Origin of the sequence: Rhizobium sp. JAB6 (assembly GCF_003024605.1) — a bacterium.
Classification (GTDB): domain Bacteria; phylum Pseudomonadota; class Alphaproteobacteria; order Rhizobiales; family Rhizobiaceae; genus Rhizobium.
Window position 1 is genome coordinate 34,278 of the sequence record NZ_PYJQ01000010.1, and the last position, 26,646, is coordinate 60,923.

General features: G+C 61.0%; 28 protein-coding genes and 1 tRNA gene. 21 read left to right on the forward strand and 8 right to left on the reverse strand.

Features of this window, described 5'->3' with window-relative positions; genetic code table 11:
- Window positions 1-227: 227 nt before the first annotated feature.
- From C7U61_RS16440 to C7U61_RS16460, 5 genes are all read left to right on the forward strand, one after another.
- On the forward strand, window positions 228-1,526 hold the full coding sequence (locus C7U61_RS16440; protein ID WP_106999169.1) for an MFS transporter: 1,299 nt from the start codon (window positions 228-230) through the stop codon (window positions 1,524-1,526).
- 144 nt (window positions 1,527-1,670) lie between these two features.
- A tRNA-Leu gene (locus C7U61_RS16445) sits at window positions 1,671-1,755 on the forward strand.
- 573 nt (window positions 1,756-2,328) lie between these two features.
- Complete coding sequence (locus C7U61_RS16450) at window positions 2,329-2,811, forward strand: hypothetical protein (protein WP_106999170.1); 483 nt, start codon at window positions 2,329-2,331, stop codon at window positions 2,809-2,811.
- A gap of 152 nt (window positions 2,812-2,963) precedes the next feature.
- Window positions 2,964-3,557, forward strand: coding sequence for a YqaA family protein (locus C7U61_RS16455; protein WP_106999171.1), 594 nt, complete (start codon window positions 2,964-2,966; stop codon window positions 3,555-3,557).
- Window positions 3,558-3,575: 18 nt separating this feature from the next.
- Entirely contained in the window at window positions 3,576-4,088 is a 513-nt protein-coding gene (locus C7U61_RS16460; RefSeq protein WP_106999172.1) for a disulfide bond formation protein B, read from the forward strand.
- Window positions 4,089-4,277: 189 nt separating this feature from the next.
- Here the strand turns inward: C7U61_RS16460 and C7U61_RS16465 are convergent, their stop codons facing one another.
- Both C7U61_RS16465 and C7U61_RS16470 read right to left on the reverse strand, forming a co-directional pair.
- A complete protein-coding gene (locus C7U61_RS16465; RefSeq protein ID WP_015341304.1) occupies window positions 4,278-4,835 on the reverse strand; it encodes an HNH endonuclease in 558 nt (185 codons plus the stop codon).
- Between the two features lie 112 nt (window positions 4,836-4,947).
- Window positions 4,948-5,637 (reverse strand): DNA-3-methyladenine glycosylase, encoded by a 690-nt coding sequence (locus C7U61_RS16470; RefSeq protein ID WP_181315865.1) that lies wholly within the window; start codon window positions 5,635-5,637, stop codon window positions 4,948-4,950.
- Here C7U61_RS16470 and gluQRS point away from each other — a divergent pair.
- Window positions 5,636-6,508, forward strand: coding sequence for a tRNA glutamyl-Q(34) synthetase GluQRS (gene gluQRS, locus C7U61_RS16475; protein ID WP_106999174.1), 873 nt, complete (start codon window positions 5,636-5,638; stop codon window positions 6,506-6,508). The two genes, C7U61_RS16470 and gluQRS, sit on opposite strands and share 2 nt — an antisense overlap.
- Here the strand turns inward: gluQRS and C7U61_RS16480 are convergent.
- On the reverse strand, window positions 6,473-7,423 hold the full coding sequence (locus C7U61_RS16480) for a YihY/virulence factor BrkB family protein (RefSeq protein WP_106999175.1): 951 nt from the start codon (window positions 7,421-7,423) through the stop codon (window positions 6,473-6,475). The two genes, gluQRS and C7U61_RS16480, sit on opposite strands and share 36 nt — an antisense overlap.
- 110 nt (window positions 7,424-7,533) lie before the next feature.
- Between C7U61_RS16480 and C7U61_RS16485 the strand changes: the two genes are divergently transcribed.
- The 6 genes from C7U61_RS16485 (at window position 7,534) to C7U61_RS16510 (ending at window position 12,408) form a co-directional block, all read left to right on the forward strand.
- Entirely contained in the window at window positions 7,534-8,367 is an 834-nt protein-coding gene (locus C7U61_RS16485; protein ID WP_106999176.1) for an SDR family oxidoreductase, read from the forward strand.
- 118 nt (window positions 8,368-8,485) lie between these two features.
- The gene (locus C7U61_RS16490) at window positions 8,486-8,689 is read left to right on the forward strand and encodes a twin transmembrane helix small protein (RefSeq protein ID WP_106999177.1); all 204 of its coding nucleotides are present in this window, start codon (window positions 8,486-8,488) and stop codon (window positions 8,687-8,689) included.
- Between the two features lie 215 nt (window positions 8,690-8,904).
- Window positions 8,905-9,483: a cob(I)yrinic acid a,c-diamide adenosyltransferase gene (locus C7U61_RS16495; RefSeq protein WP_106999178.1), complete on the forward strand. Its 579-nt coding sequence runs from the start codon at window positions 8,905-8,907 to the stop codon at window positions 9,481-9,483.
- Window positions 9,484-9,678: 195 nt separating this feature from the next.
- Entirely contained in the window at window positions 9,679-10,428 is a 750-nt protein-coding gene (locus tag C7U61_RS16500; protein WP_106999179.1) for an electron transfer flavoprotein subunit beta/FixA family protein, read from the forward strand.
- Between the two features lie 28 nt (window positions 10,429-10,456).
- A complete protein-coding gene (locus C7U61_RS16505) occupies window positions 10,457-11,386 on the forward strand; it encodes an electron transfer flavoprotein subunit alpha/FixB family protein (RefSeq protein ID WP_106999180.1) in 930 nt (309 codons plus the stop codon).
- 143 nt (window positions 11,387-11,529) lie between these two features.
- On the forward strand, window positions 11,530-12,408 hold the full coding sequence (locus C7U61_RS16510; RefSeq protein WP_106999181.1) for a 3-hydroxybutyryl-CoA dehydrogenase: 879 nt from the start codon (window positions 11,530-11,532) through the stop codon (window positions 12,406-12,408).
- Window positions 12,409-12,626: 218 nt separating this feature from the next.
- Here the strand turns inward: C7U61_RS16510 and C7U61_RS16515 are convergent, their stop codons facing one another.
- Window positions 12,627-13,292 (reverse strand): TlpA disulfide reductase family protein, encoded by a 666-nt coding sequence (locus C7U61_RS16515; RefSeq protein WP_106999182.1) that lies wholly within the window; start codon window positions 13,290-13,292, stop codon window positions 12,627-12,629.
- Window positions 13,293-13,315: 23 nt separating this feature from the next.
- Here C7U61_RS16515 and argH point away from each other — a divergent pair, with 23 nt between their 5' ends.
- The 4 genes from argH (at window position 13,316) to C7U61_RS16535 (ending at window position 19,273) form a co-directional block, all read left to right on the forward strand.
- Complete coding sequence (gene argH / locus C7U61_RS16520; RefSeq protein WP_106999183.1) at window positions 13,316-14,716, forward strand: argininosuccinate lyase; 1,401 nt, start codon at window positions 13,316-13,318, stop codon at window positions 14,714-14,716.
- 98 nt (window positions 14,717-14,814) lie between these two features.
- Window positions 14,815-15,009 (forward strand): lipoprotein, encoded by a 195-nt coding sequence (locus C7U61_RS16525; RefSeq protein WP_015341316.1) that lies wholly within the window; start codon window positions 14,815-14,817, stop codon window positions 15,007-15,009.
- A gap of 13 nt (window positions 15,010-15,022) precedes the next feature.
- Window positions 15,023-16,294, forward strand: a complete 1,272-nt coding sequence (gene lysA / locus C7U61_RS16530; RefSeq protein ID WP_106999184.1) for a diaminopimelate decarboxylase — start codon at window positions 15,023-15,025, stop codon at window positions 16,292-16,294.
- Between the two features lie 234 nt (window positions 16,295-16,528).
- Entirely contained in the window at window positions 16,529-19,273 is a 2,745-nt protein-coding gene (locus C7U61_RS16535) for a TIGR02302 family protein (protein WP_106999185.1), read from the forward strand.
- Window positions 19,274-19,345: 72 nt separating this feature from the next.
- Here C7U61_RS16535 and C7U61_RS16540 read toward each other — a convergent pair whose 3' ends face one another.
- The 3 genes from C7U61_RS16540 to C7U61_RS16550 form a co-directional block, all read right to left on the reverse strand.
- Complete coding sequence (locus C7U61_RS16540; RefSeq protein ID WP_106999186.1) at window positions 19,346-19,705, reverse strand: response regulator; 360 nt, start codon at window positions 19,703-19,705, stop codon at window positions 19,346-19,348.
- Window positions 19,706-19,864: 159 nt separating this feature from the next.
- The gene (hpt, locus tag C7U61_RS16545) at window positions 19,865-20,413 is read right to left on the reverse strand and encodes a hypoxanthine phosphoribosyltransferase (RefSeq protein ID WP_106999187.1); all 549 of its coding nucleotides are present in this window, start codon (window positions 20,411-20,413) and stop codon (window positions 19,865-19,867) included.
- Between the two features lie 251 nt (window positions 20,414-20,664).
- On the reverse strand, window positions 20,665-21,330 hold the full coding sequence (locus C7U61_RS16550) for a hypothetical protein (protein WP_106999188.1): 666 nt from the start codon (window positions 21,328-21,330) through the stop codon (window positions 20,665-20,667).
- A gap of 210 nt (window positions 21,331-21,540) precedes the next feature.
- Here C7U61_RS16550 and ftsE point away from each other — a divergent pair, with 210 nt between their 5' ends.
- From ftsE to C7U61_RS16570, 4 genes are all read left to right on the forward strand, one after another.
- Window positions 21,541-22,200 (forward strand): cell division ATP-binding protein FtsE, encoded by a 660-nt coding sequence (ftsE, locus tag C7U61_RS16555; protein ID WP_015341323.1) that lies wholly within the window; start codon window positions 21,541-21,543, stop codon window positions 22,198-22,200.
- 91 nt (window positions 22,201-22,291) lie between these two features.
- On the forward strand, window positions 22,292-23,239 hold the full coding sequence (locus C7U61_RS16560; protein ID WP_106999189.1) for an ABC transporter permease: 948 nt from the start codon (window positions 22,292-22,294) through the stop codon (window positions 23,237-23,239).
- Between the two features lie 69 nt (window positions 23,240-23,308).
- Entirely contained in the window at window positions 23,309-24,031 is a 723-nt protein-coding gene (locus tag C7U61_RS16565) for a YdcF family protein (protein ID WP_181315866.1), read from the forward strand.
- Between the two features lie 185 nt (window positions 24,032-24,216).
- Window positions 24,217-25,020 (forward strand): 1-acyl-sn-glycerol-3-phosphate acyltransferase, encoded by an 804-nt coding sequence (locus C7U61_RS16570; protein ID WP_106999191.1) that lies wholly within the window; start codon window positions 24,217-24,219, stop codon window positions 25,018-25,020.
- A gap of 27 nt (window positions 25,021-25,047) precedes the next feature.
- On the opposite strand, the gene C7U61_RS16575 is transcribed toward C7U61_RS16570, so the two are convergent.
- Window positions 25,048-25,581: a gamma-glutamylcyclotransferase gene (locus tag C7U61_RS16575; protein ID WP_181315867.1), complete on the reverse strand. Its 534-nt coding sequence runs from the start codon at window positions 25,579-25,581 to the stop codon at window positions 25,048-25,050.
- Window positions 25,582-25,631: 50 nt separating this feature from the next.
- On the opposite strand from C7U61_RS16575, the gene C7U61_RS16580 reads away from it, so the two are divergent.
- Window positions 25,632-26,645, forward strand: coding sequence for a DUF2125 domain-containing protein (locus C7U61_RS16580; protein ID WP_106999193.1), 1,014 nt, complete (start codon window positions 25,632-25,634; stop codon window positions 26,643-26,645).
- Window position 26,646: the final 1 nt, after the last annotated feature.

The window sequence follows — 26,646 nt, forward strand, 5'->3', positions numbered from 1 at the left end:
AACTCCATCAGAACATCAAGAAAACTGTATTGACAATTTATATGATGGCCATCATCAATACGCAACAAATATGACAGCAATCATGTAAATGCCTTTGCACAAACGTTCAAGCCGGGAGAACGGCAGAGCGCTAGACGTGGTACGGTACCCCCCCGACTGTCCACGATCCGGCGTTTTCGCAAGTCCGGCCCCGACGACACGATACCAACCTGATTGGAACGCAGCTCATGGTTTCCACTGCCCTTGCCTCGACGCTTGCCCGGCGCAACATCCATTATGGATGGGTCGTCGTCGCCGCCACCTTTCTCACCATGCTGGTCACGGCCGGCGCCATGGGCGCCCCCGGCGTGCTCATCAAGCCGCTGGAGGATGAATTCGGCTGGAGCACCTCCTCCATCTCCTCCGCCCTTGCCGTGCGGCTGTTGCTGTTCGGCCTCATGGGTCCCTTCGCAGCCGCCTTCATGAACCATTTCGGCGTTCGCAAGGTCATCGTCTTCGCCCTGGCGACCATCGGCGTCGGCTTTGTCGGCTCGCTCTTCATGACGCAGGTCTGGCAGCTGCTTTTATGCTGGGGCATCATCATCGGCTTCGGCACGGGCCTTACCGCCATGGTGCTGGCGGCGACCGTCTCGACGCGCTGGTTCACCAAGCATCGCGGCCTCGTCATCGGCATGCTGTCGGCAAGCTCAGCCACGGGACAGCTGGTCTTCCTGCCGCTGATGGCGGAGCTGACGACGCGCTACGGCTGGCGCACCACGGTGCTTTTCGTCTGCGGCATGATCGTCGTCGCGGCCTTCATCGTGCTGCTTCTGATGCGCGACCGCCCCTCGGACGTCAATCTGCCGCTGGTCGGCGAGGTCCACATCACGCCGCCACCGGCCGCCACCAGGAACCTGAAGGCAGCACTCGCCTCGCCGATCGCGATCCTGCGGGAGGTCTCCACCACTTCGACCTTCTGGATCCTCTTTGCCACCTTCTTCATCTGCGGCCTGTCGACCAACGGCTTGATCCAGACGCATTTCGTCACGCTCTGCGGCGATTTCGGCATCGTGCCTGTCGCCGCCGCCAGCGTGCTCGCCGTCATGGGTATTTTCGATTTCTTCGGCACGATCGGCTCCGGCTGGCTTTCCGACCGCTTCGACAATCGCTGGCTGCTCTTCTGGTATTACGGCCTGCGCGGCCTGTCGCTGGTCTATCTGCCCTTCAGCGATTTCACCTTCTACGGCCTGTCGATCTTCGCCGTCTTCTACGGCCTCGACTGGATCGCCACCGTGCCGCCGACGGTCAAGATCGCCGCCGACCGCTTCGGCCGCGAAAAGGCTGGCCTCGTCTTCGGCTGGGTCTTCGCCGGCCACCAGCTGGGCGCCGCCACCGCCGCCTATGGCGCCGGCCTCACGCGCACGGAGCTGAACACCTACCTCCCCGCCTTCTTCGTCGCCGGCGCCTTCTGCCTGCTCGCCGCCATCCTGGCGATCACCCTGCAAAAGTCCGGCTCCACCAGCAAAGGCCCGGCCATGGCTCACTGAGCCTCAAACGGCAAAAAGCCCATGGCGTCCACCCGACACCATGGGCCAAACCGCAACCCTGCGGAAACACTCGCAATATCTGCCGACCCGGCTTGCGCGCCGAGCCGATCACATGCTAGACAGCCGCCTCGTCAGTACCCCGTTGCCCCATTGGCGGAATTGGTAGACGCGCTCGACTCAAAATCGAGTTTCGAAAGAAGTGCTGGTTCGACTCCGGCATGGGGCACCAAAAATCCTCAAATATGTCAAGAACTTTTCCAATGACTTGAGCTTCCATCTACTCAGCAGACTGCTACAATGCCAGACTTGGAGGACGTGACCATTTATCCTAGGTTGACCCTTGGAAACGGTACCTTCTATCATCGAAAATCCCCTCTATGTCGTGCACTCCTCGCGCCACAACATGGCCGATGGATGTGACCTAGCCGGCGTCCACCTGACCGACACGGCGGCAATTCTTGGCCACCTCAATACAGGTGCCAGTGAGAAGCACTACGATTCCGAGGTGGTAAAACGTACACGTCCAATGTGGGCGATGGACAGGCTTTCGTGACGGCCACAGAAGTGACGGCCCAGCCCGACAAATGACGGGCCGGCTCTCTAACTGGCTCGCTTAGCGACTACCCGTTGCCGATCATCTTTCCTGCCTGGTGCTCAACAACGCACTTTCAGGCTCCTTCACCGCGCCTTTGTCATGCGCTGAGAGCAATTTTTAGCGCCGAGCGCAAGCACCGAAAATGTTGGTTGACTTAAGGCGCACCACAATCAACTCTACCGCGAAAGAGTTTGAGGGGCATTGGACATGTTTAAAATTGTTGTCGCGGTAGGCCTCTGCCTGCTCGCTGTGGGCTGCGCACGTTCCAGTGCAATGCGAATTTCGCAAAACGAGGCAATCATAAGCACGAGCGCCGCGCCGGTTTGCGGAGATGAAGGCGCAATGAAGGTCGCCGAAAAACAAGCGGCGATCGAAACAATCAAGGCAGGCTATGATCGCTATATGATAGTCGGCCAGCAAGGACAGGACACGACCCATTTGATTCAGATGCCGGGATCTTACTCAACGACCGGCACTGCGACTTTCTCAGGCAATACCGGTTTTTACCAAGCCAACACTGTTTATCAGCCTGGACCTATGTTCGTCGCCGGCCGTCATAATCAGAAGCTGGCGGTGCATATGTTTAAGAACGGTGAGCCTGGGGCTCAAAATGCGCTTTCTGCGAAGGAAACACTTGGAACTAAATGGGCGGACATTGTTAGAGACGGCGTGATGACCTGTACCAGCTAAAGCCTTAGCGCCTGATCACCGGGCGAGGTCCCATCATCGACGCTTCATCATCACGAAAAATTTTGCCTTTCCGCCACTTCCATCAGTCCCCGACCATTTACAGCCATAATCCTGCCCCCTAAAGGTTTGCAACGCAGCAAAAAGGGGGCCCTATGCTTCGTAGACTGTACGACTGGACCATGTCGCTTGCCGGCCGCAAATCGGCGGAAATCTGGTTGGCCGTTATTGCCTTCGTCGAGAGCTCCATCTTCCTCGTTCCCGCGGACGTGCTGTTCCTGCCGATGTCGCTCGCCAAGCCCGAGCGCGCCTGGCGTTATGCGCTGACGGCGACGGTTGCCTCCGTGCTGGGCGGCATTGCCGGCTGGGCGCTCGGCTACTACGCCTTCGAGACCATCGCCAAGCCGATCCTCGAATTCTACGGCAAGCTCGACGCCTTCAACCAGATGAGTGCCGGCATCACCTATGAATGGGTGCTCCTGCTGCTGGTCACATCGGGCCTGGCGCATCTGCCGCCGATCAAGGTGGTGACGATCCTCTCCGGCGTCACTCATATCAATCTCGGCCTCTTCATTGTCTCGGCCATCGTCGCCCGCGGCGCCCGCTTTTTCCTCTTGGCCTTCCTGCTTCGCCGCTATGGCGAATCCATCCGCCATTTCATCGAAAAGCGCCTGGGCCAGATCGCCATGGCCGCCGCCGCCGTTCTCATCGCCCTATACGCCGTCTTCCATTTTGCCCTGGCGAGCTGACCAAGGAGCCCCCAACGCATGTCCACGACTTCGCCTTCCTCCCGCGCCGGCCTCGGCTATGGCGTCCTGCTGACGATCGGCATGATCGTGGTCATCGGCTCGGCGCTCGGCTTTCAGTATATCGGCGGCTATATCCCTTGCGCGCTCTGCCTGGACCAGCGCCAGCCCTATTATTACGGTATCCCCGTCGCCATCATCGCCGTGCTGACGGCAATCGCCGGCCTGCCCTCCTGGATCACCCGCGGGCTGCTCATCATCGCCGGCCTGATGATGGTGGTCGGCGGCGGCATCGGCGTCTATCACGCCGGCGTCGAATGGCACTTCTGGGAAGGCCCGACCACCTGCTCGACGACGGCAAGCAGCGTCACGCAGAATGCCGGCGACCTGCTCGGCCAGCTGAACACCATCAAGGGGCCGTCCTGCACGGAAGCGGCGCTGCGCATCCTCGGCCTGTCGATGGCTGGCTGGAATGTGATCGCCAGCGTGATCCTGGCTGCTATTGCTTTTGTGGGTGCGAAGAACGCTGCTTAAACCCTTCTCTCCCGCGGAGAGAAGGTGAGCGCGAGCAGGTGAGCAAAGCGAAACTGCGAGCGGCCGGATGAGGGGGACGAGAAGCGAAGCGACGAGGGCCTTGAGCGGCGAGCGAAAGGCAAATTTGCGAGCCGCCGCCCCCTCATCCGACCCTTCGGGCCACCTTCTCCCCAAGGGGAGAAGGAAATCTTACGGCTGCAGTTCCGAATCCCAGTAGAGATAGTCGAGCCAGCTGTCGTGCAGGTAGTTCGGCGGGAACAGGCGGCCGTTATTGTGCAGGTCCTGCACGGTCGGCTGGTATGGCTTCTGCGCCGGGAACATGCCGGCCTGCTTCGGCAGCTTGCTGCCCTTGCGCAGGTTGCAGGGCGAACAGGCGGCCACGACGTTCTCCCAGGTCGTCTCGCCGCCGTGGGCGCGCGGGATGACGTGGTCGAAGGTCAGGTCGTCATGGGAGCCGCAATACTGGCATTCGAACTTGTCGCGCAGGAAGACGTTGAAGCGGGTGAAGGCGGGATTGCGGGACGGCTGCACATAAGTCTTCAGGCATACGACGCTTGGCAGCCGCATCGAGAAGCTCGGCGAGGACACACATTGATCGTATTCCGCGATGATGTTCACACGGTCAAGGAAAACCGCCTTGATCGCGTCCTGCCAGGACCAGAGCGACAAGGGATAGTAACTCAGCGGTCTATAGTCAGCGTTCAGCACGAGCGCCGGCAGGGACTGCGGGGAGACTGCAATCGTCAAGGAACCCTCCTGATCGATTCGGCATCTACATCTTGTATATTAGGCCGGTTGTTACAGGATTGTGAAGTCCAATAAATTCAGCGCATAAAGGCGATTTCAGGGAGGGCGCCGATTATACTATAGGCAGCGCGTCCCGGCGCGTTTTCACGGCATAATAAGCCCAGAAGAGCCGGGCCGCGACCGAGCGCCAGGGCGCCCAAACCGCGGCCTCCAGGGCAACGGCCTTGGCCAAGGGCCTGACGTCATGACCGAACGCCATGCCGACGGCCGCCTGCAGCGCCACGTCGCCCGCCGGAAACACATCTGCGTGACCGCCGCAGAACATCAGGTAGACTTCGGCGGTCCAGGGGCCGATTCCCTTGATGGACGTCAGTTCGGCCAGCGCCTTTTCAGGTAATTCGGCGCTGAGCGCGTGAAGATCGAGGCTGCCGCCTGCAACGGCCTCGGCCACGCGATGCAGCGTCTCGTGCTTGATTCGCGACAGGCCGAAGTTTCGCCAGGCCTCCGGCTCCAGCCCCACATAGCCTTCAGCGGTCACCTGCCCCATCCCGGCAATCATCTTCCCCCAGATCGCGTCAGCACTGGCGCGCGAGACGACCTGCGATACGATGATATGGGCAAGCCCTTCGAAGCCCGGCTCGCGCAGGCGCAGCGGCAAGCTACCCGCCTCTGCGGCAACCGGCCGCAGGCGCGGATCGAGTTCCAGCAGGGCAGCAAGCCCTCGTTCGATATCGCGCTCGTCGCGAATGATCTGCATGACGTCTCGTAGTCCCCGGTTCGAATTCGTGGCAGAAGAAAGCATGATCGAGATTCCCCGTCAAAAGCCGAAGTTCCGTTTTGCCCCGAGCCCGAACGGCCCGCTGCATCTCGGCCATGCGCTCTCGGCGATCCTCAACCACGACATGGCTGCAGAAGCCGGCGGCGATTTCCTGCTGCGCATCGAAGACATAGATCAGGCGCGCTGCACACCCGATTTCGAAAAGGGCATCTATACCGATCTCTCCTGGCTCGGCCTCAGCTGGCAGCAGCCGGTGCGCCGGCAATCCGAGCATTTTGCGGCCTATCAGGCGGCGTTGCAGACCCTTATCGCACGTGGCCTCGTTTATCCCGCCTTCCTGACCCGCGGCGAGGTCAAATCGCGCGTCGCCGCTTTCGAGGCGGATGGCAAATCCTGGCCACGCGACCCCGACGGCACGCCGCTCTATCCACCCGACGATCGCGAGCGCAGCGATGCCGAGCGGCAGCGCCTGCTGGCATCGGGCATGAAACATGCCTGGCGTCTCGATATGGAAAAGGCGCTAGCGACAGTGGACGAACCATTGCACTGGCAAGAAAGCGGCGATGGCACCATCCTTGCCAACCCGGCCGCCTGGGGTGATGTCGTACTGTCGCGCTCGGATGCGCCCTCGAGCTACCATCTTTCTGTTGTCGTCGACGATGCCGTTCAGGGTATCACCCATGTCGTGCGCGGGCTGGACCTCTTCCACGCCACGTCGATCCATCGCTTGCTGCAGACGCTGTTCGGCCTGCCGGAGCCGCTCTATCATCACCACCGTCTCGTCCTCGGAGAGGATGGCAAAAAGCTCTCCAAGAGCATGCGCGACACCGGCATTGCCGAATGGCGCCGACAGGGCCTATCATCGGTTGAGCTTCGCCGACGCATCGGCCTCTGATTTGGCTCCTGGTTCTGAGGGTATCTTTTCCGAAGCTACCTCGGCGGCCGCACGGCTCGCCACCTTGCCGAACAGCAGACGGCGCACGCGAAATTTCATCAGCGCCGCATTGATCTCCGCCCCCATGATGAAGATCACCGCGAGCATGTAGAGAAAAATCAGCACGATCATCACCGAGGCGAGGCCGGCATAGGTGGCGGTGTAATTGGCGAAGGTCGAGAGATAATAGGCAAAGAGCACCGCGCCGATCGACCAGAAGAGCAATGTCAGTATGACGCCGGGGATGACGTCCAGCAGCCGCCTGCGTCCGGCCGCCAGCCACAGATGCAGGATCAGCAGGCCCGCCAGCAACAGGAAGATCGTACCGTAGATCCGCCAGCTGAAGACGATGTCGAGGATGTCGGCAAGCTTGGGCAGCCATTGCCGGGTGTAATTGAGGGCGAGGGGTACGGCGACGAGCAGAATGCTGAGAATGGCAAAGATGAGTACGGCAATCAGCACGTAGCCAAGGCTGGCGAGGCGGTTGAAATACCAGGGCCGGGTCTCGAGCACGCGGTAGGCGCGGTTCAGCGATATGCGCAGTGCCTCGACGCCGTTCGAGGCGAAATAGGCGGCTGCAAGCACGGAGACCGTCAAAAGCCCGCCTCGCGGGATGGTCAGCACCTGCACGACCTGATCGGCGACCGGCTTGGCGATCGCCTCCGGCCAGGTGTCGAAGATCAGATGCACGGCCGTCGACGAAAACTGGCTGGCGCCGAGAAAGCTTGCCAGCGCCGTGCCGAAGATCAGGAAGGGGAAAACCGCCAATAGCGTCGAAAGCGCCACATGACTTGCCATGGCAAATCCGTCGTCCTCGACGAAATGGAACACTGCGTCGTAGATCACCTTGTAAGTCGTCCGCAGGGCTGTCGGCATTCCATCTCCGCTTGGCGTCGGCATTCATTCGGCTGGTACCGCCGTTGTCGATTGTATCGGGGTCCTGAATATGGGAAACGAGTCCCGGTTTGTACAGGAATCATCTTCCCATGACGGAACAACGCACGATCCTCGTCACTGGTTGCTCCTCCGGCATCGGCGCTTATTGCGCACGGGCGCTGAAAGCCGATGGATGGCGCGTCTTTGCAACCGTGCGCAAGGAAGACGATCTCGCCCCGCTCGAAGCCGACGGGATCGAAGCGCTGCTCCTCGATTATACAAAGCCCGAGACCATTTCCGCCACCGTGGCGACGCTACGCGAACGTACGGGCGACCACATCGACGCCCTTTTCAACAATGGCGCCTACGGGCAGCCGGGCGCCGTCGAGGACCTGACGACGGATGTGCTGCGCGAGCAGTTCGAGACGAATTTCTTCGGCTGGCACGAGCTGACGCGCCAGATCCTGCCGCTGATGCGCAAACAGGGCCATGGCCGCATCGTCAATTGCTCGTCCATTCTGGGACTCGTTCCCTATCGTTTCCGCGGTGCCTATACCGCCTCGAAATTCGCGCTGGAAGGGCTCACGATCACGCTCAGAATGGAGCTGCAGGATAGCGGCATCCATGTGAGCCTCATCGAACCCGGGCCGATTGCGACGAAGTTTACCGCCAATGCGCTCACCAAGATCAACGAGCACATCGACCTCGAAGGCTCGCCCCATGCGGTGGAATACCGCAGGCAGCTGAGGCGTCTGGACGGCTCGGGCCCGATCAGTAAACATAAATTGGGTCCGGAAGCGGTCTATGATGTGTTAAAATCGGCTTTGAACGTTAGAAACCCGCGTCCACATTATCTGGTAACGACGCCCGCCAAACAGGGCGTCCTTCTGAAAAGGCTGTTGCCGGCCAACCTTTTCTATCGTCTGATGCGCCGGCTGGACTGAAGCAATCCCGAGAAAGATAGGACGCTATTTTCCGCGCGGAATTGCATGAAACTCAAGAAATGGCGGGCCGAGCTTGTATTGAAGACCGAGCTGCCGTGAAGACAAGGATGGAGGAGCCATGTCTACGTTTACCTACACTGCCGCCATCATTGTCATGGGACTTGTCGCGATCGTTCTTGTTCGCGGCCTGCTGAACATGATGAAAGGCGACAATCCGAACCTTTCGAACCGGCTGATGCAGCTGCGCGTGCTGCTGCAGGCAGTCGCAGTGATCCTGATCATGCTGACGCTCTGGCTGACGGGCGGCGGCCGCCCGGCCTAGAGCCGGATGATTTTAGATCGAATCGACCTAAAATCTGAATCCGTTCTAGAATCAAAGAAGTAGAGCATGATGTCGCCCGAAAACCGCTAACACTTTTGCTCGAAAGCAATTTCAGGAAAAGTACGTAGCGGTTTCCGTCCGGAATTGCGTAAAACGAAGGGTTGGAGCACTTCGCGATCCGAAGAAAAGCGAAAGGCTCTAACGACAGGAACACGATGGTCAGGCTCAACAAGATCTACACCAGAACCGGCGATGACGGCACGACGGGCCTTGCCGCCGGCCCGAGACGGCTGAAGCACGATCTGCGCGTCGAAAGCTACGGGACCGTCGACGAAGCCAATTCCGCCATCGGCGTCGCCCGGCTGCACATGTCAGACATGCCCGAAGTCGACGCGGTGCTGGTGCGCATTCAGAACGATCTCTTCGATCTGGGCGCCGACCTTTCGACGCCGGAAACCGATGAACCTCTACCCTATGAACCCCTGCGCATCACCGACCATCAGGTCGAACGCCTGGAACATGATATCGACCTGCTCAATGCCGATCTCGAGCCTTTGAAATCCTTCGTTCTGCCGGCCGGCAGTCCCGCCTCCGCGCATCTGCATCTCGCCCGCACCATTGCCAGGCGTGCCGAACGCCTGATGGTGGCGCTGTCGCGTGAGCAAGGCGAACGCGTCAGCCCGGCGGCACTGAAATACATCAATCGGCTTTCCGATTTCCTTTTCGTCGCCGCCCGTCACGCCAATGATAAGGGCCGCGCCGACGTGCTCTGGGTTCCCGGCAAGAATCGGTAGCGACAGGCGCCAGTCGCTGGGGCATATGTATTGACGTTGACGTAAACGTTATTTATGCCTTTCAAGCAATTCGCGTTTCAGCGGCCTGGAAGCGTTGTAATTGGGGAAAAAACGCGTATCCATGTCGCCATTCGACAAATGGAATGGCGCTAAGCAGCGCATGTTCTCGGGCGGTCATGTTGAAGGAAGGATTCCATGAAGATACTGGTTCCCGTTAAGCGGGTCGTTGACTACAACGTAAAGATCCGCGTGAAGCCGGATGGTTCTGGCGTTGAGCTTTCGAACGTGAAGATGTCGATGAACCCGTTCGACGAGATCTCGGTCGAAGAGGCGCTGCGTCTGAAGGAAGCCGGCAAGGCCGAGGAAGTGGTGGTCGTTTCGATCGGTCCGGCCAAGGCCGAGGAGACGCTGCGCACCGCGCTTGCCATGGGCGCGGATCGCGCCATCCTGGTCGAGACCGACGATGCCGTCGAGCCGCTCGCCGTCGCCAAGATCCTCAAGGGTGTCGCAGACGCCGAACAGCCGGGCCTCATCATCGTCGGCAAGCAGGCGATCGACGACGATTCGAACCAGACCGGCCAGATGCTGGCGGCGCTCCTCGGCACCGCCCAGGCAACCTTCGCCTCCAAGATCGAGATCGGTGAGGGAAGCGCCAAGGTGACCCGCGAAGTCGATGGCGGTCTGCAGACCATCGAAGTCAAGCTCCCGGCCGTCGTCACGACCGACCTGCGCCTGAACGAGCCGCGCTATGCCTCGCTTCCGAACATCATGAAGGCCAAGAAGAAGCCGCTCGACAAGAAGAGCCCGGCAGACTTCGGCGTCTCGACCGAGCCGCGGCTGAAGGTCCTGAAGACGGAAGAGCCCGGCGGCCGCAAGGCCGGCGTCAAGGTCGGCTCGGTTGCCGAGCTGGTCGAGAAGCTTAAAGTCGAAGCCGGCGTGCTTTAACCCACAGTCCGAACGAGGAGTTAGACATATGGCCATTCTTCTTCTGGCTGATCACGACAATGCCCACCTCTCCGACCAGACCGCCAAGGCGCTGACGGCTGCCGCAAAGATTGGCGGCGATGTGCATGTGCTGGTCGCCGGTGCCAGCGCCAGGGCTGCGGCCGATAAGGCCGCCAAGCTTGCCGGCGTCTCCAAGGTGCTGGTTGCCGAGGATGCAAGCCTTGCCAACAATCTCGCCGAACCGCTGGCGGCGCTGATCGTTTCGCTTTCCGGTTCCTATGACGTGATCATCGGCGCTGCGACCTCGGTCGGCAAGAACGTGCTGCCGCGCGTTGCCGCCCTGCTCGATGTCGCCCAGGTCTCGGAAATCATCGAAGTCGTTTCCGCCGATACCTTCAAGCGGCCGATCTATGCCGGCAATGCCATCCAGACGGTGCAGTCGACCGACGCCAAGAAGGTCATCACCGTGCGCACGGCTTCCTTCGCATCTGCTGCCGAAGGCGGCTCGGCTGCGATCGAGACGGTCTCGGCCCCTGCCGATCCCGGCCTCTCCACCTTTGTCGGCGATGCGCTGTCGACGTCGGATCGTCCGGAGCTGACGTCGGCCAAGATCATCATCTCGGGTGGCCGCGCGCTCGGCTCGGCGGAGAAGTTCCGCGAAGTCATCCTGCCGGTTGCCGACAAGCTCGGTGCCGCCGTCGGCGCATCGCGGGCCGCCGTCGATGCCGGCTATGCGCCGAACGACTGGCAGGTGGGCCAGACGGGCAAGGTGGTCGCCCCGCAGCTTTATATCGCCTGCGGCATTTCCGGCGCCATCCAGCATCTGGCCGGCATGAAGGACAGCAAGGTCATCGTCGCCATCAACAAGGACGAGGAAGCGCCGATCTTCCAGATCGCCGACTACGGCCTCGTCGCCGACCTCTTCGAGGCACTGCCGGAACTGGAAAAGGCGCTTTGATCGCGCCCACCGCCTTCTCGCAGTTGCGAGAGACTGGAAAATCGTCTCTTATAGGTCTATCAATCTTTGCCGGGCTAGAAATGGCCCGGCAAATTTAGGTTAAAAGCATAGCGCATCGCCAGGAGCGCGCCGGGGAGTTGGCAATGAGTTCGCTGAAAACGATCGGTATTATCGGCGCGGGCCAGATGGGCTGCGGCATCGCCCATGTATCCGCGATGGCCGGCTACAAGGTCCATATCTACGATCTCTCGCAGGACCGCATCGAAAGCGGGCTTGCCACCATCAACGGCAACCTCGCCCGGCAGGTCGCTTCCGGCAAAACGACCGACGAGGAGCGCAAGGCAGCCCTCTCGCGCATCACCGGCTCCGCCGATCTCAACGATCTCGCCCAGGTCGATCTCGCCATCGAAGCCGCAACGGAAGACGAAAGCGTCAAGCGCAAGATCTACGCGCAGGTCTGCCCCGTCCTGAAGCCCGAAGCGCTGCTCGCTACCAATACCTCGTCGCTGTCGATCACCCGGCTTGCCTCTGCCACCGACCGTCCCGAACGCTTCATGGGCATCCACTTCATGAATCCGGTTCCGGTCATGAAGCTGGTGGAACTGGTGCGCGGCATCGCCACCGACGAATCGACCTTCTCCGCCGCCAAGGACTATGTTGCTTCGCTCGAGAAGACGATCACCGTCGCCGAGGATTTCCCCGCTTTCATCGTCAACCGCATCCTGCTGCCGATGATCAACGAGGCGATCTACACGCTCTATGAAGGCGTCGGCACCGTGGATGCCATCGATACCGCCATGCGGCTCGGCGCCAACCATCCGATGGGCCCGCTGCAGCTTGCCGATTTCATCGGCCTAGACACCTGCCTTTCGATCATGCAGGTGCTGCATGACGGGCTCGCCGACTCCAAGTATCGCCCCTGCCCGCTCTTAGTAAAATATGTCGAAGCTGGCTGGCTCGGCCGCAAATCCGGCCGCGGTTTCTATGACTACCGCGGCGAAACGCCGGTTCCTACGCGGTAAACCTCTTTGCAGCCTTAGGTCGACCCTCGTGGTTCGAGGCTCCGCCCTTCGGGCTCCGCGCCTCACCATGAGCCCGGAACGAAACTGCACGGCGACCACCGAAAAGATGCGCTGAAAATGACGGAAATTGCAGCGGGGACAGTAGATTAGCCTCCCTCCGAGGTGGAGCGCAAGCGACCCTAGAAGGGAGAGGGCGGGTGATGGAACACCCAGACCGCTCAACTCCCAGCAGCCGCCTTCACCAGCTTCTTCGCGTCGTCGCTGTCCCACGCCGCAGGTCCGTTCATGGCTGACAACAGGCAGCCCTTGTCGTCGATGAGCAGCGTCACCGGCAAACCAAAGGCCAGGCCCTGCTTTTTCAGAACGTTAAATACGCCCATCGTGTTGTCGCGGTAGTAGCCGAGCTTGTCGATCGCATATTCGGTGCGGAAGGCCTTGGTCTTTTCATCGTCACCGGTGTCGATGTTGACCGCGACCACCTCGAACTTGTCGCTGCCGACGCTCTTCTCAAGCGCGTTCAGTGCAGGCATTTCCTCGCGGCACGGCACGCACCATGTCGCCCAGACGTTGAGCAGCACGGTCTTGCCGGCGAAGCTGCCGATCGACAGCGGCTGCCCCTCAGCTCCCTTGAAAGAAACATCCTCGAGCGAGATCGGTGACGGCGGCACGCTCATGGCGGCGACCTGACCTTTGGTAAAGGGCGTCAGAGCAGCGGCACGATCCTTGGCCGATCCGCATTGATCGGCAGAAGCCGTTTCACCAATGCCATTGCCATACCCTGCCTCCTTCACGTATACCGCTGCCGCGCCGGCAATGACGCCAGCGACGGCGGCAAGTATTACGAGTTTCATGGACGGCAGACCGAACGGCTTCTTTGCTGTCATTTCATTCTCCAGGTGGGCATCTCATGACTGACGGCACGGACACCAAATCCTCCAACCAGATGTGGGGCGGGCGTTTCGCTTCCGGCCCCGCGGCAATCATGGAGGAGATAAATGCCTCGATCGATTTCGACAAGAAGCTGTTTGCCCAGGACATCCGCGGCTCAATCGCGCATGCAAGCATGCTGGCCCATCAAGGCATCATTTCAACCGACGATAAAGACAAGATCGTTCACGGGTTGAACACGATCCTGTCAGAGATCGAGAGCGGCAATTTCGAGTTCTCCCGCCGTCTCGAAGACATCCACATGAACGTCGAGGCACGGCTTGCAACCTTGATCGGCCCGGCCGCCGGCCGCCTGCACACTGCCCGCTCGCGCAACGACCAGGTGGCGCTCGACTTCCGCCTTTGGGTCAAGGAAGAGCTGCAAAAATGCGAGCAGGCGCTGACGGAGCTGATCGCAGCCTTCCTCGACCGCGCCGAAGAGCATGCCGAAACCGTCATGCCCGGCTTCACCCATCTACAGACGGCGCAGCCCGTCACCTTCGGCCATCATTGCATGGCCTATGTCGAGATGTTCGGCCGCGACCGTTCGCGCGTGCGCCACGCCATCGAGCATATGGACGAATCCCCGATCGGTGCCGCTGCCCTTGCCGGCACCGGCTTCCCGATCGATCGCCACATGACGGCCAAGGCACTCGGCTTCCGCGAGCCGACCCGCAACTCGATCGACACCGTCTCCGACCGCGATTTCGCCCTCGAATTCCTGTCGATCGCCGCCATCGCCGGCATGCATCTGTCGCGCCTTGCCGAAGAGATCGTCATCTGGTCGACGCCGCAATTCGGCTTCGTGCGTTTGTCCGATGCCTTCTCCACCGGTTCCTCCATCATGCCGCAGAAGAAGAATCCGGATGCCGCCGAGCTCGTGCGTGCCAAGACCGGCCGCATCAACGGCTCGCTGGTGGCGCTGCTGACCATCATGAAGGGCCTGCCGCTCGCCTATTCCAAGGACATGCAGGAGGACAAGGAACAGGTGTTCGACGCCGCCGAAAGCCTGGAACTCGCTATTGCCGCCATGACCGGCATGATGCGGGACATGACGATCAACACCGCCCGCATGAAAGCCGCCGCCGGCTCCGGCTATTCCACCGCCACCGATCTCGCCGATTGGCTCGTGCGCGAAGCCGGCCTGCCGTTCCGCGATGCCCACCATGTGACGGGGCGTGCCGTGGCGCTTGCCGAAAGCAAATCCTGCGAACTCGCGGAGCTCTCGCTTGCGGACCTGCAGGCGATCCATCCGGATATCACCGACAAGATCTTCGATGTCCTGACGGTCGAGGCCTCGGTCGCCAGCCGAAAGAGCTTCGGCGGCACGGCGCCCTCGGAAGTGCGCAAGCAGATCGCATTCTGGCGCGCCCGCAACTGAGAAAAACGGCGAAATCACAAGCAACAATCAGGGTGCACAAGGGTCGGAAACTTCGCTAAGAAGAGTGACTTCCGCGTTTGCCGCCCAAGAGGATTTCGATGCAGATCAACATGCCGCACATCATCCGCCTGACCGTCGTGCTTTCGGTCGTCGGCCTTGCCGTGGTCGGATGTGGCCGCAAAGGCCCTCTCGATCCGCCGAGTGCGCACGCGACCAAAGGCGGTGACGTCTCCAAGCCAACGAAGGAACCGGGTACGGAGGACAAAAAGTTCTTCCTCGACCCGCTTCTCTGATTAGGCAGCGACCGTGAACCATTTTGAATATCGCGATGGCATCCTCTACGCCGAGGATGTTCCGGTTCCTGAGATCGCCAAGGCGGTCGGCACACCTTTCTACGTCTATTCGACGGCAACGCTCGAGCGCCATTATCGCGTCTTCGCGGAAGCCTTCGGCGATGTCGATGCCATGGTCTGCTACGCCATGAAGGCCAATTCCAACCAGGCGGTGCTGAAGACGCTCGGCAGGCTCGGCGCCGGAGTCGATGTCGTCTCCGTCGGCGAGCTGCGCCGCGCACTGGCCGCGGGCATTCCGGCAAGCCGCATCATGTTCTCCGGCGTCGGCAAGACGGCGCAGGAAATGGACGTAGCGCTCGAAGCCGGCATCTATTGCTTCAACGTCGAATCCGAACCGGAACTGGAAGTGCTGAACCAGCGCGCCGTCCGGGCCGGCAAGGTGGCCCCCGTCTCCTTCCGCATCAATCCGGATGTGGACGCCCGCACCCATGCGAAGATCTCGACCGGTAAGAAGGAAAACAAGTTCGGCATCTCCTGGGAGCGTGCCCGCGCCGTCTATGCCCGCGCCGCCGGCCTGCCCGGGATCAAGGTCTCCGGCATCGACATGCATATCGGCAGCCAGATCACCGAGCTGCAGCCCTTCGACGACGCCTTCAAGCTGCTGCGCGACCTTGTGGAAACGCTGCGCGGCGATGGCCACGATATCCATCACGTCGATATCGGCGGTGGCCTCGGCATCCCCTATCGCGACGACAACAATCCGCCGCCGTTGCCGGATGCCTATGCCGAGATCGTCAAGAACCAGCTGCGCGGCCTCAATTGCAAGATCATCACCGAGCCCGGCCGCCTGATCGTCGGCAATGCCGGCATTCTGGTGACCGAGGTCATCTATGTGAAGGATGCCGGCAACAAGAGCTTCGTCATCGTCGATGGCGCCATGAACGACCTCATCCGTCCGACGCTCTACGAGGCCTATCACGAGATCAGGCCGGTTGCGGCCGGCGATGCCAGCACACCGCGCATCAAGGCCGATGTCGTCGGCCCGGTCTGCGAGACGGGCGATTATCTGGCGCTCGACCGCGAGATGGCGCTGCCGAAGCCCGGCGATCTTCTTGCTGTCAGTTCGGCCGGCGCCTATGGCGCCGTACAGGCCGGCACCTACAACAGCCGGCTTCTGGTTCCCGAAGTGCTGGTCAGGGGCAATGAATTCCACGTCATCCGCCCGCGTGGGACGTACGAGGAACTGATCGGCCTGGATTCCATCCCGGTCTGGCTTGAGGGATAACCGGCTGCAATTAGTAACTTCGGGCAGAACTGCGAAAGCCGCTTTGCCCGATCACGTTTCAGCGAAGCCCGATGAAAAAGCAGCCTTTCACGCCCGTTGCCCTCGTCTTCGCCACAAAGAATGTTATCTTTGATTGAATGGTGTCTCGCCGTGCACCGCGTGCGCGAGCGTGTGGGACGCCGTGCCACCCAAACGGGCGACCAGCCAACGTCAGATCGGGAGAAGACCGGACCGATGACCACCTCCAGCAACCCTAGGAAGGGCGCTTTCGCCACCCGCCCGGCGCTGGCGCGCATGGTTGCGGTAAAGCGTCTTTTTGCGCGGCTGGTGCTGGTCAGCGAACAGCTTCTGCCGCGGCTGTTGCTGCCGGCCTCCATTCTGGCCCTGTTTCTGTCCGCCGCCTGGTTCGGCATCTTTCGCATAACGCCGGATGTTCCGCGCTTTCTGCTGCTTGCCGTCTTCGCCGTCGGTTTCGCCATCTCCCTCTATCCGCTGCGCCGCCTGCGCTGGCCGGACACCATGGAAGCGGATCGGCTGCTGGAGGAGCGCAACGGCCTCGCCCACCAGCCCGTTACGGTGCAGGAAGACGAACCGGCGCTCGACACCCCCTTTGCCCGCGCGCTCTGGCGCGAGCACCAGACGCGCATGGCAGAACGCATCGCCGCCCTGGACGCCGGGCCGCCAAGGCCGGATATCACCCGTTACGACCGCTTCGCATTGCGCGCCATCCCCGCTCTGCTGCTGGTAACGGCCTTCAGCTTTTCCATGTCCAACAGCGGCGGCTCGCTGAGCGATGCCTTCACGCCATCGAGTTCCACGTCCAGCAACCCGGATATCCGTGTCGATGCCTGGGTCACCCCGCCTTATTATACCGGCGAGCCGCCGGTCTATCTGACGGGCAATGTCGATAATGCCGGCAATAGCCTGAACGTGCCGCAATTCTCGGAGCTCACCGTGCGTGTTTCGGGTGCCGCAACGGACGAGAAAGTGCTGTTCCAGGCAACTGGCGCGGAAAAAGGCGCAGAAATTCCCGAGCAGGCCGATGATGCCGACAAGCAGGGGCCGGCTGGCGCAAAACCCGCGACGCCTCCCGGCATACCGCCGGCAGCGAACGGCACCGGCAATATCCCGGCTGCGGACGGGATGGTTGCCCGCACCCACGTTCTCAAACTCGAGAAGGGTGGCGAACTCACCGTCAACGGCAAGTCCTGGTCCTTCAACGTGGTCGTCGACAAACCGCCGGAAATCACCTTCGACGGCATTCCGCATGCGACGGCGAGCGGTGCGCTGGAACTCGGCTTCAGGGTCAAGGACGACTATGGCGTCGAGGAAGCCCACGCCGAGATCGTGCCAGTCGAATCCGATCCGGCCGCGACCCCGCTCTATGGGCTGTCCGAATACAGACTGGAGCTTCCGCGTCGTGACCGCCGCAATGGCAAGGGTCTGGCAAGCCACGATCTGACGCAGGATCCGCTGGCCGGCAAACGCGTGCGCATCACCCTCGTCGCCAAGGACGGAGCCGGTCAGACCGGCCGCAGTTCGCCCTATGAGATGATATTGCCATCTCGCAATTTCAGCCAGCCGCTCGCCGCCGCCGTGGCCGAAGAACGTCAGGTCTTCGCGCTCGACACACGGAAGATGCCGCAGGCGATCGAGCTCAACAAGTCGCTGACCATACGGCCTGAAGAGACCATTCCCGATCTCGGCAATTATCTTGCGATCAAGTCGGCGCTGACGCGCATGAAGCTTGCAAGCAGCGAAGCCTCGCTGAAGGACACCGCCGATTATCTCTGGCAGATCGCGCTCGGCATGGAAGACGCGCAGCTGACCGATGCGGAAAAGGCCCTGCGCGACGCCCAGCAGCAGCTCTCGGACGCCCTGCAGCGCAATGCCTCCGACGCCGAGATCAAGAAGCTCACCGACGAGCTGCGCAAGGCCATGGACGCCTATATGAAGGAGCTGGCCGAGCGCATGCGCAACATGCCGGCCCAGCCGAACCAGCGCGCCGCCAATATCCTGCGCCAGCAGGATCTGCAGCGCATGATGGATCAGATCGAGAATCTCGCCCGCTCCGGCAATCGCCAGGCGGCACAGCAGATGCTTTCCGAACTCCAGCAGCTGATGAACAGCCTGCAGGCCGGCAAGCCGCAGCCCGGGCAGCAGCAGCAGAATCAGGCCAACGACAAGATGCGCGAGCAGATGGACAAGCTCGGCCGCATCATGCGCGATCAGCAGAAGCTTATGGATCAGACCTTCAAGCTCGATCAGGCGATGCGCGACCGCATGCAGCGCGGCGATTCCAATGAGGATGGCGATGGCTTTATGGATCAGCCCATGCCCGGCCTCAACGATCAGATGCGCCCGGATATGGGCCAGCGCAATTCAGGTCAGCAGGATCAGCAGCAGGGCCAGAACCAACAGGGCCAGAAGGGCAAGGATCCCACCGACGGCATGACGGCGGATCAGTTGCGCGACGCGCTGAAGCAATTGCGCCAGCAGCAGGAGGATCTCGGCAAGCAGCTCGGCGAGCTTCAGAAAAATCTCGGCTCGCTTGGCATGAAGCCGAACCAGAATTACGGCAAGGCGCAGCAGGAAATGAAGGGCGCGTCAGGTCAGCTTGCCGAGGGCAATGGCGAAGGCGCCGTTCAGGGCCAGGGACGTGCGCTGGATGCCCTGCGCAAGGGCACGCGCGAGATGATGAACCAGCTCATGGCCCAGATGCAGCAGGGACAAGGCCAGGGTCAGGGACAGATGCCGGGACAGATGGGCCAGGGAGGCCAAAACAGCCGCGACCCGCTCGGCCGGTCGCGTAACGAGGGTGGTTTCTCCGACAATCCCAATGACAACATGGTGCCGGACATCATCAAGGCAGAGCGCGCCCGCCAAATTCTGGACGCCATCCGCGAGCGGCTGAGCAACAATCCGACGCTCAGCGAAGAACGGCGTTATCTGGAACGTTTGCTCAATTTGGGTCAGTAAGGCCGCTTTGGGCCTGTCGCGCTGACGAGAATGGAGCCAGCACGAACAACCCGTGCTGACCAGAAATCAATGTCAGGCAGCCAGCGCCCGCGCAACGGCTTTGCGGATGTCGGGCAACGCAAAGGGCTTCGCAACGACGTCGACGATCTTTTCCATAAGGTCGTCGGCACGTTCGCGCTGCTCCGCATAGCCGGTCATGAGCAGGATTTTCATGCCTGGGCACGTCGAATGCGCCTGATGGGCAAGTTCGATGCCATCCATCACGGGCATCCGGATATCCGACAGCAGGAGGTCGTAGCCGCCCTCTTTCAGCTTTTCCAAGCCTTCCGCGCCGTCCGCCGCCTCTTCGGTCTCGTGGCCGTCCAAGCGCAGCGCGCGGGCGACGAAGCTGCGAAGCGAATCTTCGTCTTCCGTGATCAGAATTTTTGCCATGGTCCGTGCTCCTGGTCCGTCATGTTCCGCGACCGAAATCACCAGAATTCCGTTTGCGATAGGTAAACGTCGCAGAGGCGATCGGGCTCCGTGGTTAACGGTTCGTCATCGTTGGAGCGGAATGGGAAAGGCGGACATGCCGCCGGGATTAACTTAAATTCAGGCCTCCGCGTCGCCCGTGACGACGCCGACGAAGGGCAGTTCGCGGAAGGCGTAGGCGACATCCATGCCATAACCGACCACGAAATAATCGGGGCATTCGAAGCCGACATAATCGGCCTCCAGCTCTTCCTGGCGCTTGACGCTCTTGTCGAGCAGCACGGCCAGCGTGACATTGCGGGCACCACGCTCGTAGAGCAGCTCCTTGGCGAAACGCAGCGTGCGGCCCGATTCTAGAATATCGTCGATCAGCAGCACATCGCGATCGCGAACGTCGCTGTCGATGTCCTTGACGATGCGCACGCCCTGCGACGTCGTGCCGGCGCCGTAGCTCGAAAGCGTGATGAACTCGACCTCCGGAGCAAGCCCGGTTTCATGCAAGGCACGCAGCAAATCGGCCGCGAAAATGAACGAGCCCTTGAGGATGGCGATGACGAGGAGATCCTTCGTCGGCCCGCTGGCGATTTCCTTCGCCATGGCGTGATTGCGTTCGGCAATCTGCTCGGCAGTGAAAAGCGGCTCGATATTCTTCCCGCGTACGACAGGCATTGATTGGCATGCTCCATGGCTGCGCGGCCCTTGGCCGCCGATCAAGCTCTACAGCGCCGCGCGTCGTATAAGACGCGCAAAGGTCGCTGTAGCACTCTAAAGCAGTAGCCCGTAGCACAATCGGCAAGCCGGACACACCCCAGCGACGGATGATTTTGGTCGAATCGACCGAAAATCCGAATCCGCTCCGGAATTAAATAGGTTGAGCATCATGTCGCCCGAAAACCGCGTACGCTTTTCGGCATCACGCTCTATGGCATGAAGGAAAGCCGGACATCCGGCGTTTTTCCACCGGGATGCTGCAATCGTGTCGAGAATCCGCGGCTTTCATGCGGCCCGAGACGATCGACGGCGGTGTCCACCACGATGCTCCTGACCAACTGGTTGCCGGCGAAAAGATCGGCGCGCACCTGCGGAACCGAAAGCGTGGCACCGCTGACATTCTCGATGATGCCGTTCAGTCTCAAGACGGGCAGCCCGTTCTCATCTCTTGGCGTCAGCGTCACATGCGAGAATTGCAGCGGATCGGACGTCGCCTCCGCTGGTGCGTTTGAGAAACCGGAAAAACCGCCGGAAAGACCGAAGATCAATATTGCAAGGCAGATGATGAGCGCCACGAAACTGCGACGCGATGCCTGCTGCAGGACCTCCTCGGTCACCTGCAGAACGGACAGGATGCGTGAGAAGGTGGTCTTGCGCGTTACCGGCTGCGGTTTTGCTCGGGCATGCCCGCCATAGCGCATGTTGACGCCGGATGCGGTCCGCCCGCGCGCAGCAGAAACGGTCACGAATTCGGCATCGACGATATCGGGCTTTGGCATGACGTAACGCGCCTGACCGGATCCCGCTCCGCGTTCGGGCGGAATGAGGTCATAAACCAGTCCCGCCTGCTGTTGACGGTGGCGAAAAGCGCCCATGATGGCCTCCCGTTGCGGTGATCCACATGGTTTCGACGCCCATTACTAATCAGGGCATTGAAACGAATCCTGCCCAGTCGTAAATTTTAATGGTTAATGCTTCGCAAAGATCGCCATGAATAGGGCGCCTTTCCAGAAAAATTTACCGGCTGTTAATGCCATTGGTTAACAAGTCGCCTGATTGAACCCTGCGGAAGACTGGACTGCCCGTTGATTCATTTTGAGAACGTCGGTTTGCGCTACGGCATGGGTCCGGAAATCCTCCGCGACCTGAGCTTCGACATACCGAGGAAATCGTTCCAGTTCCTGACCGGCCCCTCCGGCGCCGGCAAGACCACACTGCTGCGGCTGCTCTTCATGTCGCTGCAGCCGACGCGTGGGCTGATCCGCATGTTCGATCGCGAGATTTCGTCGATCCCGCGCAACGAACTGCCACTGCTGCGCCGCCGCGTCGGCATCGTCTTCCAGGATTTCCGGTTGCTCGAGCATCTGACGACCTATGAAAATGTTGCCCTGCCGCTCCGCGTGCGCGGCAAGGATGAAAGCTCCTACCGCACCGATGTCCTGGAACTGCTGAAATGGGTAGGGCTCGGCGAGCGCATCAATGTATTGCCGCCGGTTCTTTCGGGCGGCGAGAAGCAGCGCGCCGCCATCGCGCGAGCCCTCATCGACCGTCCGGAAATCCTGCTCGCCGACGAACCGACGGGCAATGTCGATCCCCCGATGGCGCGCCGCCTGCTCAATCTGTTTCTGGAACTCAACCGTCTCGGCACCGCTGTCGTCATTGCCACGCACGATCTCGCTTTGATGGACCAGATCGAAGCGAGACGCATGATCCTATCGGGGGGGCATCTCGATATCTATGACTGACCCCCGCCCCCGCAGGACAGCCCCGAGTTCCGCGGCTCCGCAAGCGCGGCAAGCGCCCGGTACATCGCCTGTAGAACGCAAGCGCCCGGAGATGCGCGTTCGCCCGACGGGGCCGATCGTGCCGTCCTCGAACATTCAGGGCAATGCGCTGATCGTCGTCATCGCCATCATGGCCTTTCTCGCCTGCCTCACACTCGGTGCGGTCAGCATGGTGCGCTCGACGGCGGCGAGCTGGGAAAGCCAGATTTCCCGCGAGATCACCATCCAGATCAAGCCGGACGACAATCTCGACATGGAAAAGGCGCTCGCGAGCGCCCGCGATATCGCATTGAGCTTCGTCGGCACCAAATCGGGCCAGATTGTCGACGAGGCGGCGACTGCGCGCCTGCTGGAGCCGTGGCTCGGCGCCGGCCTCGATATCAAGGAACTCCCCGTTCCGCGCCTCGTCATCATCACCATAGACGAGACGCATCCGCCTGATTTCGAAGCCATGCGCAACCTGCTCAAGGCGCAGATCCCGCAAGCGACCCTGGACGATCATCGCACCTGGGTCGACCGGCTCGTGTCGATGGCGCACACCACCGTTCTCATCGGCACGGGCGTGCTGCTGCTCGTCTTCACTGCCATGGTCCTGACGGTGGTTTTCGCCACGCGCGGCGCACTATCCGGCAATCGCCATATCGTCGAGGTCCTGCATTTCGTCGGGGCCGAAAGCACCTTTGTAGCCAATGAATTCCAGAAGCATTTCCTGAAGATCAGCCTCAAGGGATCCGGAGCCGGCAGCGCGCTCGCCGCCCTGTTCTTCGCGACAGCCGGCATCCTGCAGAGCCATACGATTGCCACGCCGCAGACCGACCAGGCAACGGCATTGTTCGGGACTTTCTCCGTCGGCGCGCTCGGCTATGTCGGCATTCTCGCCACCATGATCATCATCGCACTGCTGACGACGCTGACGGCACGTTTCACCGTGATGCGCACGATCTACGAGATCGATCTGGTCCGGTCCGATCCCGGGCGGACGGATAGCGTACAGAATTGACGCTTCAGCGATGTTTTTTTACCGTTTGCCAGCCCGTTCCTTGCCGCAATTGGCGTATAATACCGAATCATGAGCATGGATCTGACGACTCGCAAGACCGTGAGTTTGCAGTCGCTGCGGACACGCCCCCGCGGCGACGGACCCGTGCGCCGCAGCCTGTTCCGGCGTCTCCTGCGCTGGGGTGGCTTCGCTTTCATCTTCTTCGTCGCCATCGTTTTCGGCGGCTTCCTGCATTTCGCCGATTCGATCACCACCTTGAAGCCGCCGCTCGACCCCAAGGCCGATGCCATCGTCGTGCTGACGGGCGGCTATCAGCGGATCGATCAGGCGGTGGAACTGCTGCGCACTGGCGCCGGCAACCGCCTGCTGATCTCGGGCGCACATCCGACCACAACACCGACGCAGATCCGCAAACTGACGCAGAGTTCCGCCAGCCTGTTCAGCTGCTGTGTCGACATCGGCTACGACGCGCTCGATACGATCGGCAATGCCCGCGAAGCGGCAAAATGGATTCATGCCAGGGGCTATAAGAGCGTTCTCGTTGTCACGAACAACTACCATATGCCCCGCAGCCTGGCGGAACTGAAATATGTCGATCCCTCGACCGATTTCATTCCCTATCCGGTCGTCAACTCCGATCTGAAAAGCAAGAACTGGTTCACGGACCCGAATGCGCTGCGGACGATGATCTCCGAATATGTGAAGGTGCTCCTTGCCGGTGCCCGCAACCTTACCGGCCTCGGGCGCCCGCTGGGCCTGCGCTCGCGGCAGCCGGCCGAGGACGACGACTGAGGTCGGCCGCGTCAAACCGTGCGTCGGTTTGTGCGACATAGAGAGCTTCGCCCGCAAAGAGCGAATCTAGGAGGGCGAACGGGCGAAGACGCGCAACCACACAAAGACCGACTTTTTATTGACGCCGTAATCGTGTAGGCAAACTTTCGGATGCTGGCGCAAGCCGGTGCAGTGGAAAAGCCTCGATGATTATCTTGCGTTCGATCCTGTTCAACACGGCCTTCTATGCCAATCTGATCATTCGCATGATCGTGTTGACCCCGATTTACTTCCTCATGCCGCGCAAGGCGGCCTATGCGATCCCGAAGGCGTGGGCGAAATCCAGCACCTGGCTGATGGAGAAGATCGTCGGCACCACCTTCGAGATCGAAGGCCTGGAGAACATCCCCAAAGGCAGCTTCATCTTCGCGCCCAAGCACCAATCCTTCTGGGATACATTCGCGCTGCTGCCCTATCTCGAGGATCCGGTTTACATCCTGAAGCGTGAGCTTTTGTGGATCCCATTGTTCGGCTGGTATGCGAAGAAGCAGCGCATGATTCCGGTGGATCGCGGTGCGCGCGGCAAGGTCATGTTCGATGTGTTGAAGCGTACTCGCGAGGAACTCGCGACAGGCCGTCAGCTCATCATCTACCCTGAAGGAACCCGTCGTCCGCCGGGTGCTGAGCCGGTCTATAAATACGGCATCGCCCGCATGTATCGCGACCTCAACATCCCCGTCGTCGCCGTTGCCATGCATCCCGGCCTTTTCTGGCCGCGCCGCACCTTTCGCAAGTATCCGGGCCACATCAAGGTGCGCATCCTGCCGCCGATCGAGCCCGGCATGGACCCGGATGCCTTTTTCGCACGTCTGATCGAGGAAACGGAAAGGGCAAGCGACGAGTTGCTGGTCGAAACGATCGCCAACAACCCGAACCTGCCGGTTCCGCCGACGGCGGCGCAGCGTCTCGCGGAAATCACCAAGGCAAAACCCGTTACCGCGGCAGTCTGAGCGAGCTCTCAATGCCAGACGACGGGCTCAGGATGCCTTTCGCATCCGCTCAACTTCGCCGGCGACCTGCTCGAGCCAGTGATCGCGGATGCCCATATCCCGCAGATGCGCCAATGTATTGAAGAGATAGGCATCGTTCGGCCCGGAGCGGCCGATGGCGGATTCCACCACATGCGCCGCCTCGACCGTATCCAGCGAGCCGGCATATTGCCTATGGGTGCGATCGACGACATAGGCGACGGCGGTGACGCGCCGCCCGTCGGCGAGCCGGATCGGCAGGGTCTTTTCGAGATAGACGTTGGTGACGAGTTCGCGCTCGCGCAGATAGGTCAGCACCTCGTCCCAATCGGAGGCGGGAACCCGAAAGGCCATGCCGCGGCAGGAACCGCCGCGATCGAGGCCGAGGACGAGACCGGGGGTTTCCTCCGTGCCGCGATGAACCCAGGAACGGACGCACAGAGAGCGGCGATAACCGAAAATCAAGGCCTCGGCCCGCTCGTCATAACCAAAGCCCGGATTCCACATGAGGGATCCGTAGCCAAACACCCAAAATTCGTCCATATCCAACGCCAAATCACTGTGAAGCTTCGGTCCAACCATTGGAGAACAACATGGCAGCGTCAAGCCAGAGCGTAACGACCGGTCGAGGCAAGCGTCTGTGGCTCATCCTTTTTGGGCTTGTTGTGGTTTTGGCCGGTCTTTACACCGGCGGTTGGTACTATGCGACCGGTTTCGTCAGGAGCAATGTCCTGAAGGCGCTCGGCCAGCAGAACAGTGCCGGCATTGCCGGCAAATGCGAGAACATGGTCTTCAACGGCTTCCCCTTCTCCATCGGCCTGACCTGCGACACCGTGACGGTCGATAATCAGACGCGGGGCGTCTCCACCAATTTCGACGGGCTCAGCGCCTCCGCGCCGGTCTTCCAGCCCAACCATGTGAGCTGGAGCCTGAAATCTCCTGCAGAGCTACGGACGACGGAGGGCCTGACGGTATCGGCCGAATGGGCCTATCTGCAATCGAACCTCGTCGCCAAGGGCCGCGGCGTGGCGCAGACCCAGACCGTCATCGAAGGATTGAATGCCGGCATCGTCTCCTCCGTCACCGGCCAGAGCGTCAATGTCACCGCTGCCCACACGGAGATGCATGCCAGCCAGAACGGCACCGATCTGGATTTTGCGATCGGCATCGAAAATGCCAATGCCGTGATCAAGGATTTTCCGCAGACCCTGCCGACCGCCTCGACGAGCGCCAACGTCACGCTATCGGGCAAGGCCGGCCTGCTCGATGGCAGCGATCGCGAAGGGCTTCGCGGCTCGGCAGGCATGCTGCATAAGGCCGTCATCGACATCGGCGACGGGCGCATCATGACGCTTTCCGGCCCTTTCAATTTTGATGATGAGGGTTTTCTGTCCGGCCAGTTCAAGCTGGAGATCAATCAGATCGGCCCTTGGGGTGATAGTCTAACCACCACGCTGCCCGCCGCCAAGAACATCATCAAGACGGCCACGAAGATGCTGAAGGCGTTGGCCGGTGGCGGCGACAAGGTTTCCGTCGATCTCACCGCCGATCGCGGCCGCCTCTCGCTCAGCGGCTTCATCCCGCTCGGCAAGATCCCGCCGATCTAAG

Excerpts from the sequence above, each read along its gene's own strand:
- C7U61_RS16440 (WP_106999169.1), top strand. The coding sequence starts at position 228 with ATGGTTTCCACTGCCCTTGCCTCGACGCTTGCCCGGCGCAACATCCAT.
- C7U61_RS16450 (WP_106999170.1), top strand. The coding sequence starts at position 2,329 with ATGTTTAAAATTGTTGTCGCGGTAGGCCTCTGCCTGCTCGCTGTGGGC.
- C7U61_RS16455 (WP_106999171.1), top strand. The coding sequence starts at position 2,964 with ATGCTTCGTAGACTGTACGACTGGACCATGTCGCTTGCCGGCCGCAAA.
- C7U61_RS16460 (WP_106999172.1), top strand. The coding sequence starts at position 3,576 with ATGTCCACGACTTCGCCTTCCTCCCGCGCCGGCCTCGGCTATGGCGTC.
- gluQRS (WP_106999174.1), top strand. The coding sequence starts at position 5,636 with ATGATCGAGATTCCCCGTCAAAAGCCGAAGTTCCGTTTTGCCCCGAGC.
- C7U61_RS16470 (WP_181315865.1), bottom strand. The coding sequence starts at position 5,637 with ATGCTTTCTTCTGCCACGAATTCGAACCGGGGACTACGAGACGTCATG.
- C7U61_RS16480 (WP_106999175.1), bottom strand. The coding sequence starts at position 7,423 with ATGCCGACAGCCCTGCGGACGACTTACAAGGTGATCTACGACGCAGTG.
- C7U61_RS16485 (WP_106999176.1), top strand. The coding sequence starts at position 7,534 with ATGACGGAACAACGCACGATCCTCGTCACTGGTTGCTCCTCCGGCATC.
- C7U61_RS16490 (WP_106999177.1), top strand. The coding sequence starts at position 8,486 with ATGTCTACGTTTACCTACACTGCCGCCATCATTGTCATGGGACTTGTC.
- C7U61_RS16495 (WP_106999178.1), top strand. The coding sequence starts at position 8,905 with ATGGTCAGGCTCAACAAGATCTACACCAGAACCGGCGATGACGGCACG.
- C7U61_RS16500 (WP_106999179.1), top strand. The coding sequence starts at position 9,679 with ATGAAGATACTGGTTCCCGTTAAGCGGGTCGTTGACTACAACGTAAAG.
- C7U61_RS16505 (WP_106999180.1), top strand. The coding sequence starts at position 10,457 with ATGGCCATTCTTCTTCTGGCTGATCACGACAATGCCCACCTCTCCGAC.
- C7U61_RS16510 (WP_106999181.1), top strand. The coding sequence starts at position 11,530 with ATGAGTTCGCTGAAAACGATCGGTATTATCGGCGCGGGCCAGATGGGC.
- C7U61_RS16515 (WP_106999182.1), bottom strand. The coding sequence starts at position 13,292 with ATGACAGCAAAGAAGCCGTTCGGTCTGCCGTCCATGAAACTCGTAATA.
- argH (WP_106999183.1), top strand. The coding sequence starts at position 13,316 with ATGACTGACGGCACGGACACCAAATCCTCCAACCAGATGTGGGGCGGG.
- C7U61_RS16525 (WP_015341316.1), top strand. The coding sequence starts at position 14,815 with ATGCAGATCAACATGCCGCACATCATCCGCCTGACCGTCGTGCTTTCG.
- C7U61_RS16535 (WP_106999185.1), top strand. The coding sequence starts at position 16,529 with ATGACCACCTCCAGCAACCCTAGGAAGGGCGCTTTCGCCACCCGCCCG.
- C7U61_RS16540 (WP_106999186.1), bottom strand. The coding sequence starts at position 19,705 with ATGGCAAAAATTCTGATCACGGAAGACGAAGATTCGCTTCGCAGCTTC.
- hpt (WP_106999187.1), bottom strand. The coding sequence starts at position 20,413 with ATGCCTGTCGTACGCGGGAAGAATATCGAGCCGCTTTTCACTGCCGAG.
- C7U61_RS16550 (WP_106999188.1), bottom strand. The coding sequence starts at position 21,330 with ATGGGCGCTTTTCGCCACCGTCAACAGCAGGCGGGACTGGTTTATGAC.
- C7U61_RS16560 (WP_106999189.1), top strand. The coding sequence starts at position 22,292 with ATGCGCGTTCGCCCGACGGGGCCGATCGTGCCGTCCTCGAACATTCAG.
- C7U61_RS16565 (WP_181315866.1), top strand. The coding sequence starts at position 23,309 with ATGAGCATGGATCTGACGACTCGCAAGACCGTGAGTTTGCAGTCGCTG.
- C7U61_RS16570 (WP_106999191.1), top strand. The coding sequence starts at position 24,217 with ATGATTATCTTGCGTTCGATCCTGTTCAACACGGCCTTCTATGCCAAT.
- C7U61_RS16575 (WP_181315867.1), bottom strand. The coding sequence starts at position 25,581 with ATGGACGAATTTTGGGTGTTTGGCTACGGATCCCTCATGTGGAATCCG.
- C7U61_RS16580 (WP_106999193.1), top strand. The coding sequence starts at position 25,632 with ATGGCAGCGTCAAGCCAGAGCGTAACGACCGGTCGAGGCAAGCGTCTG.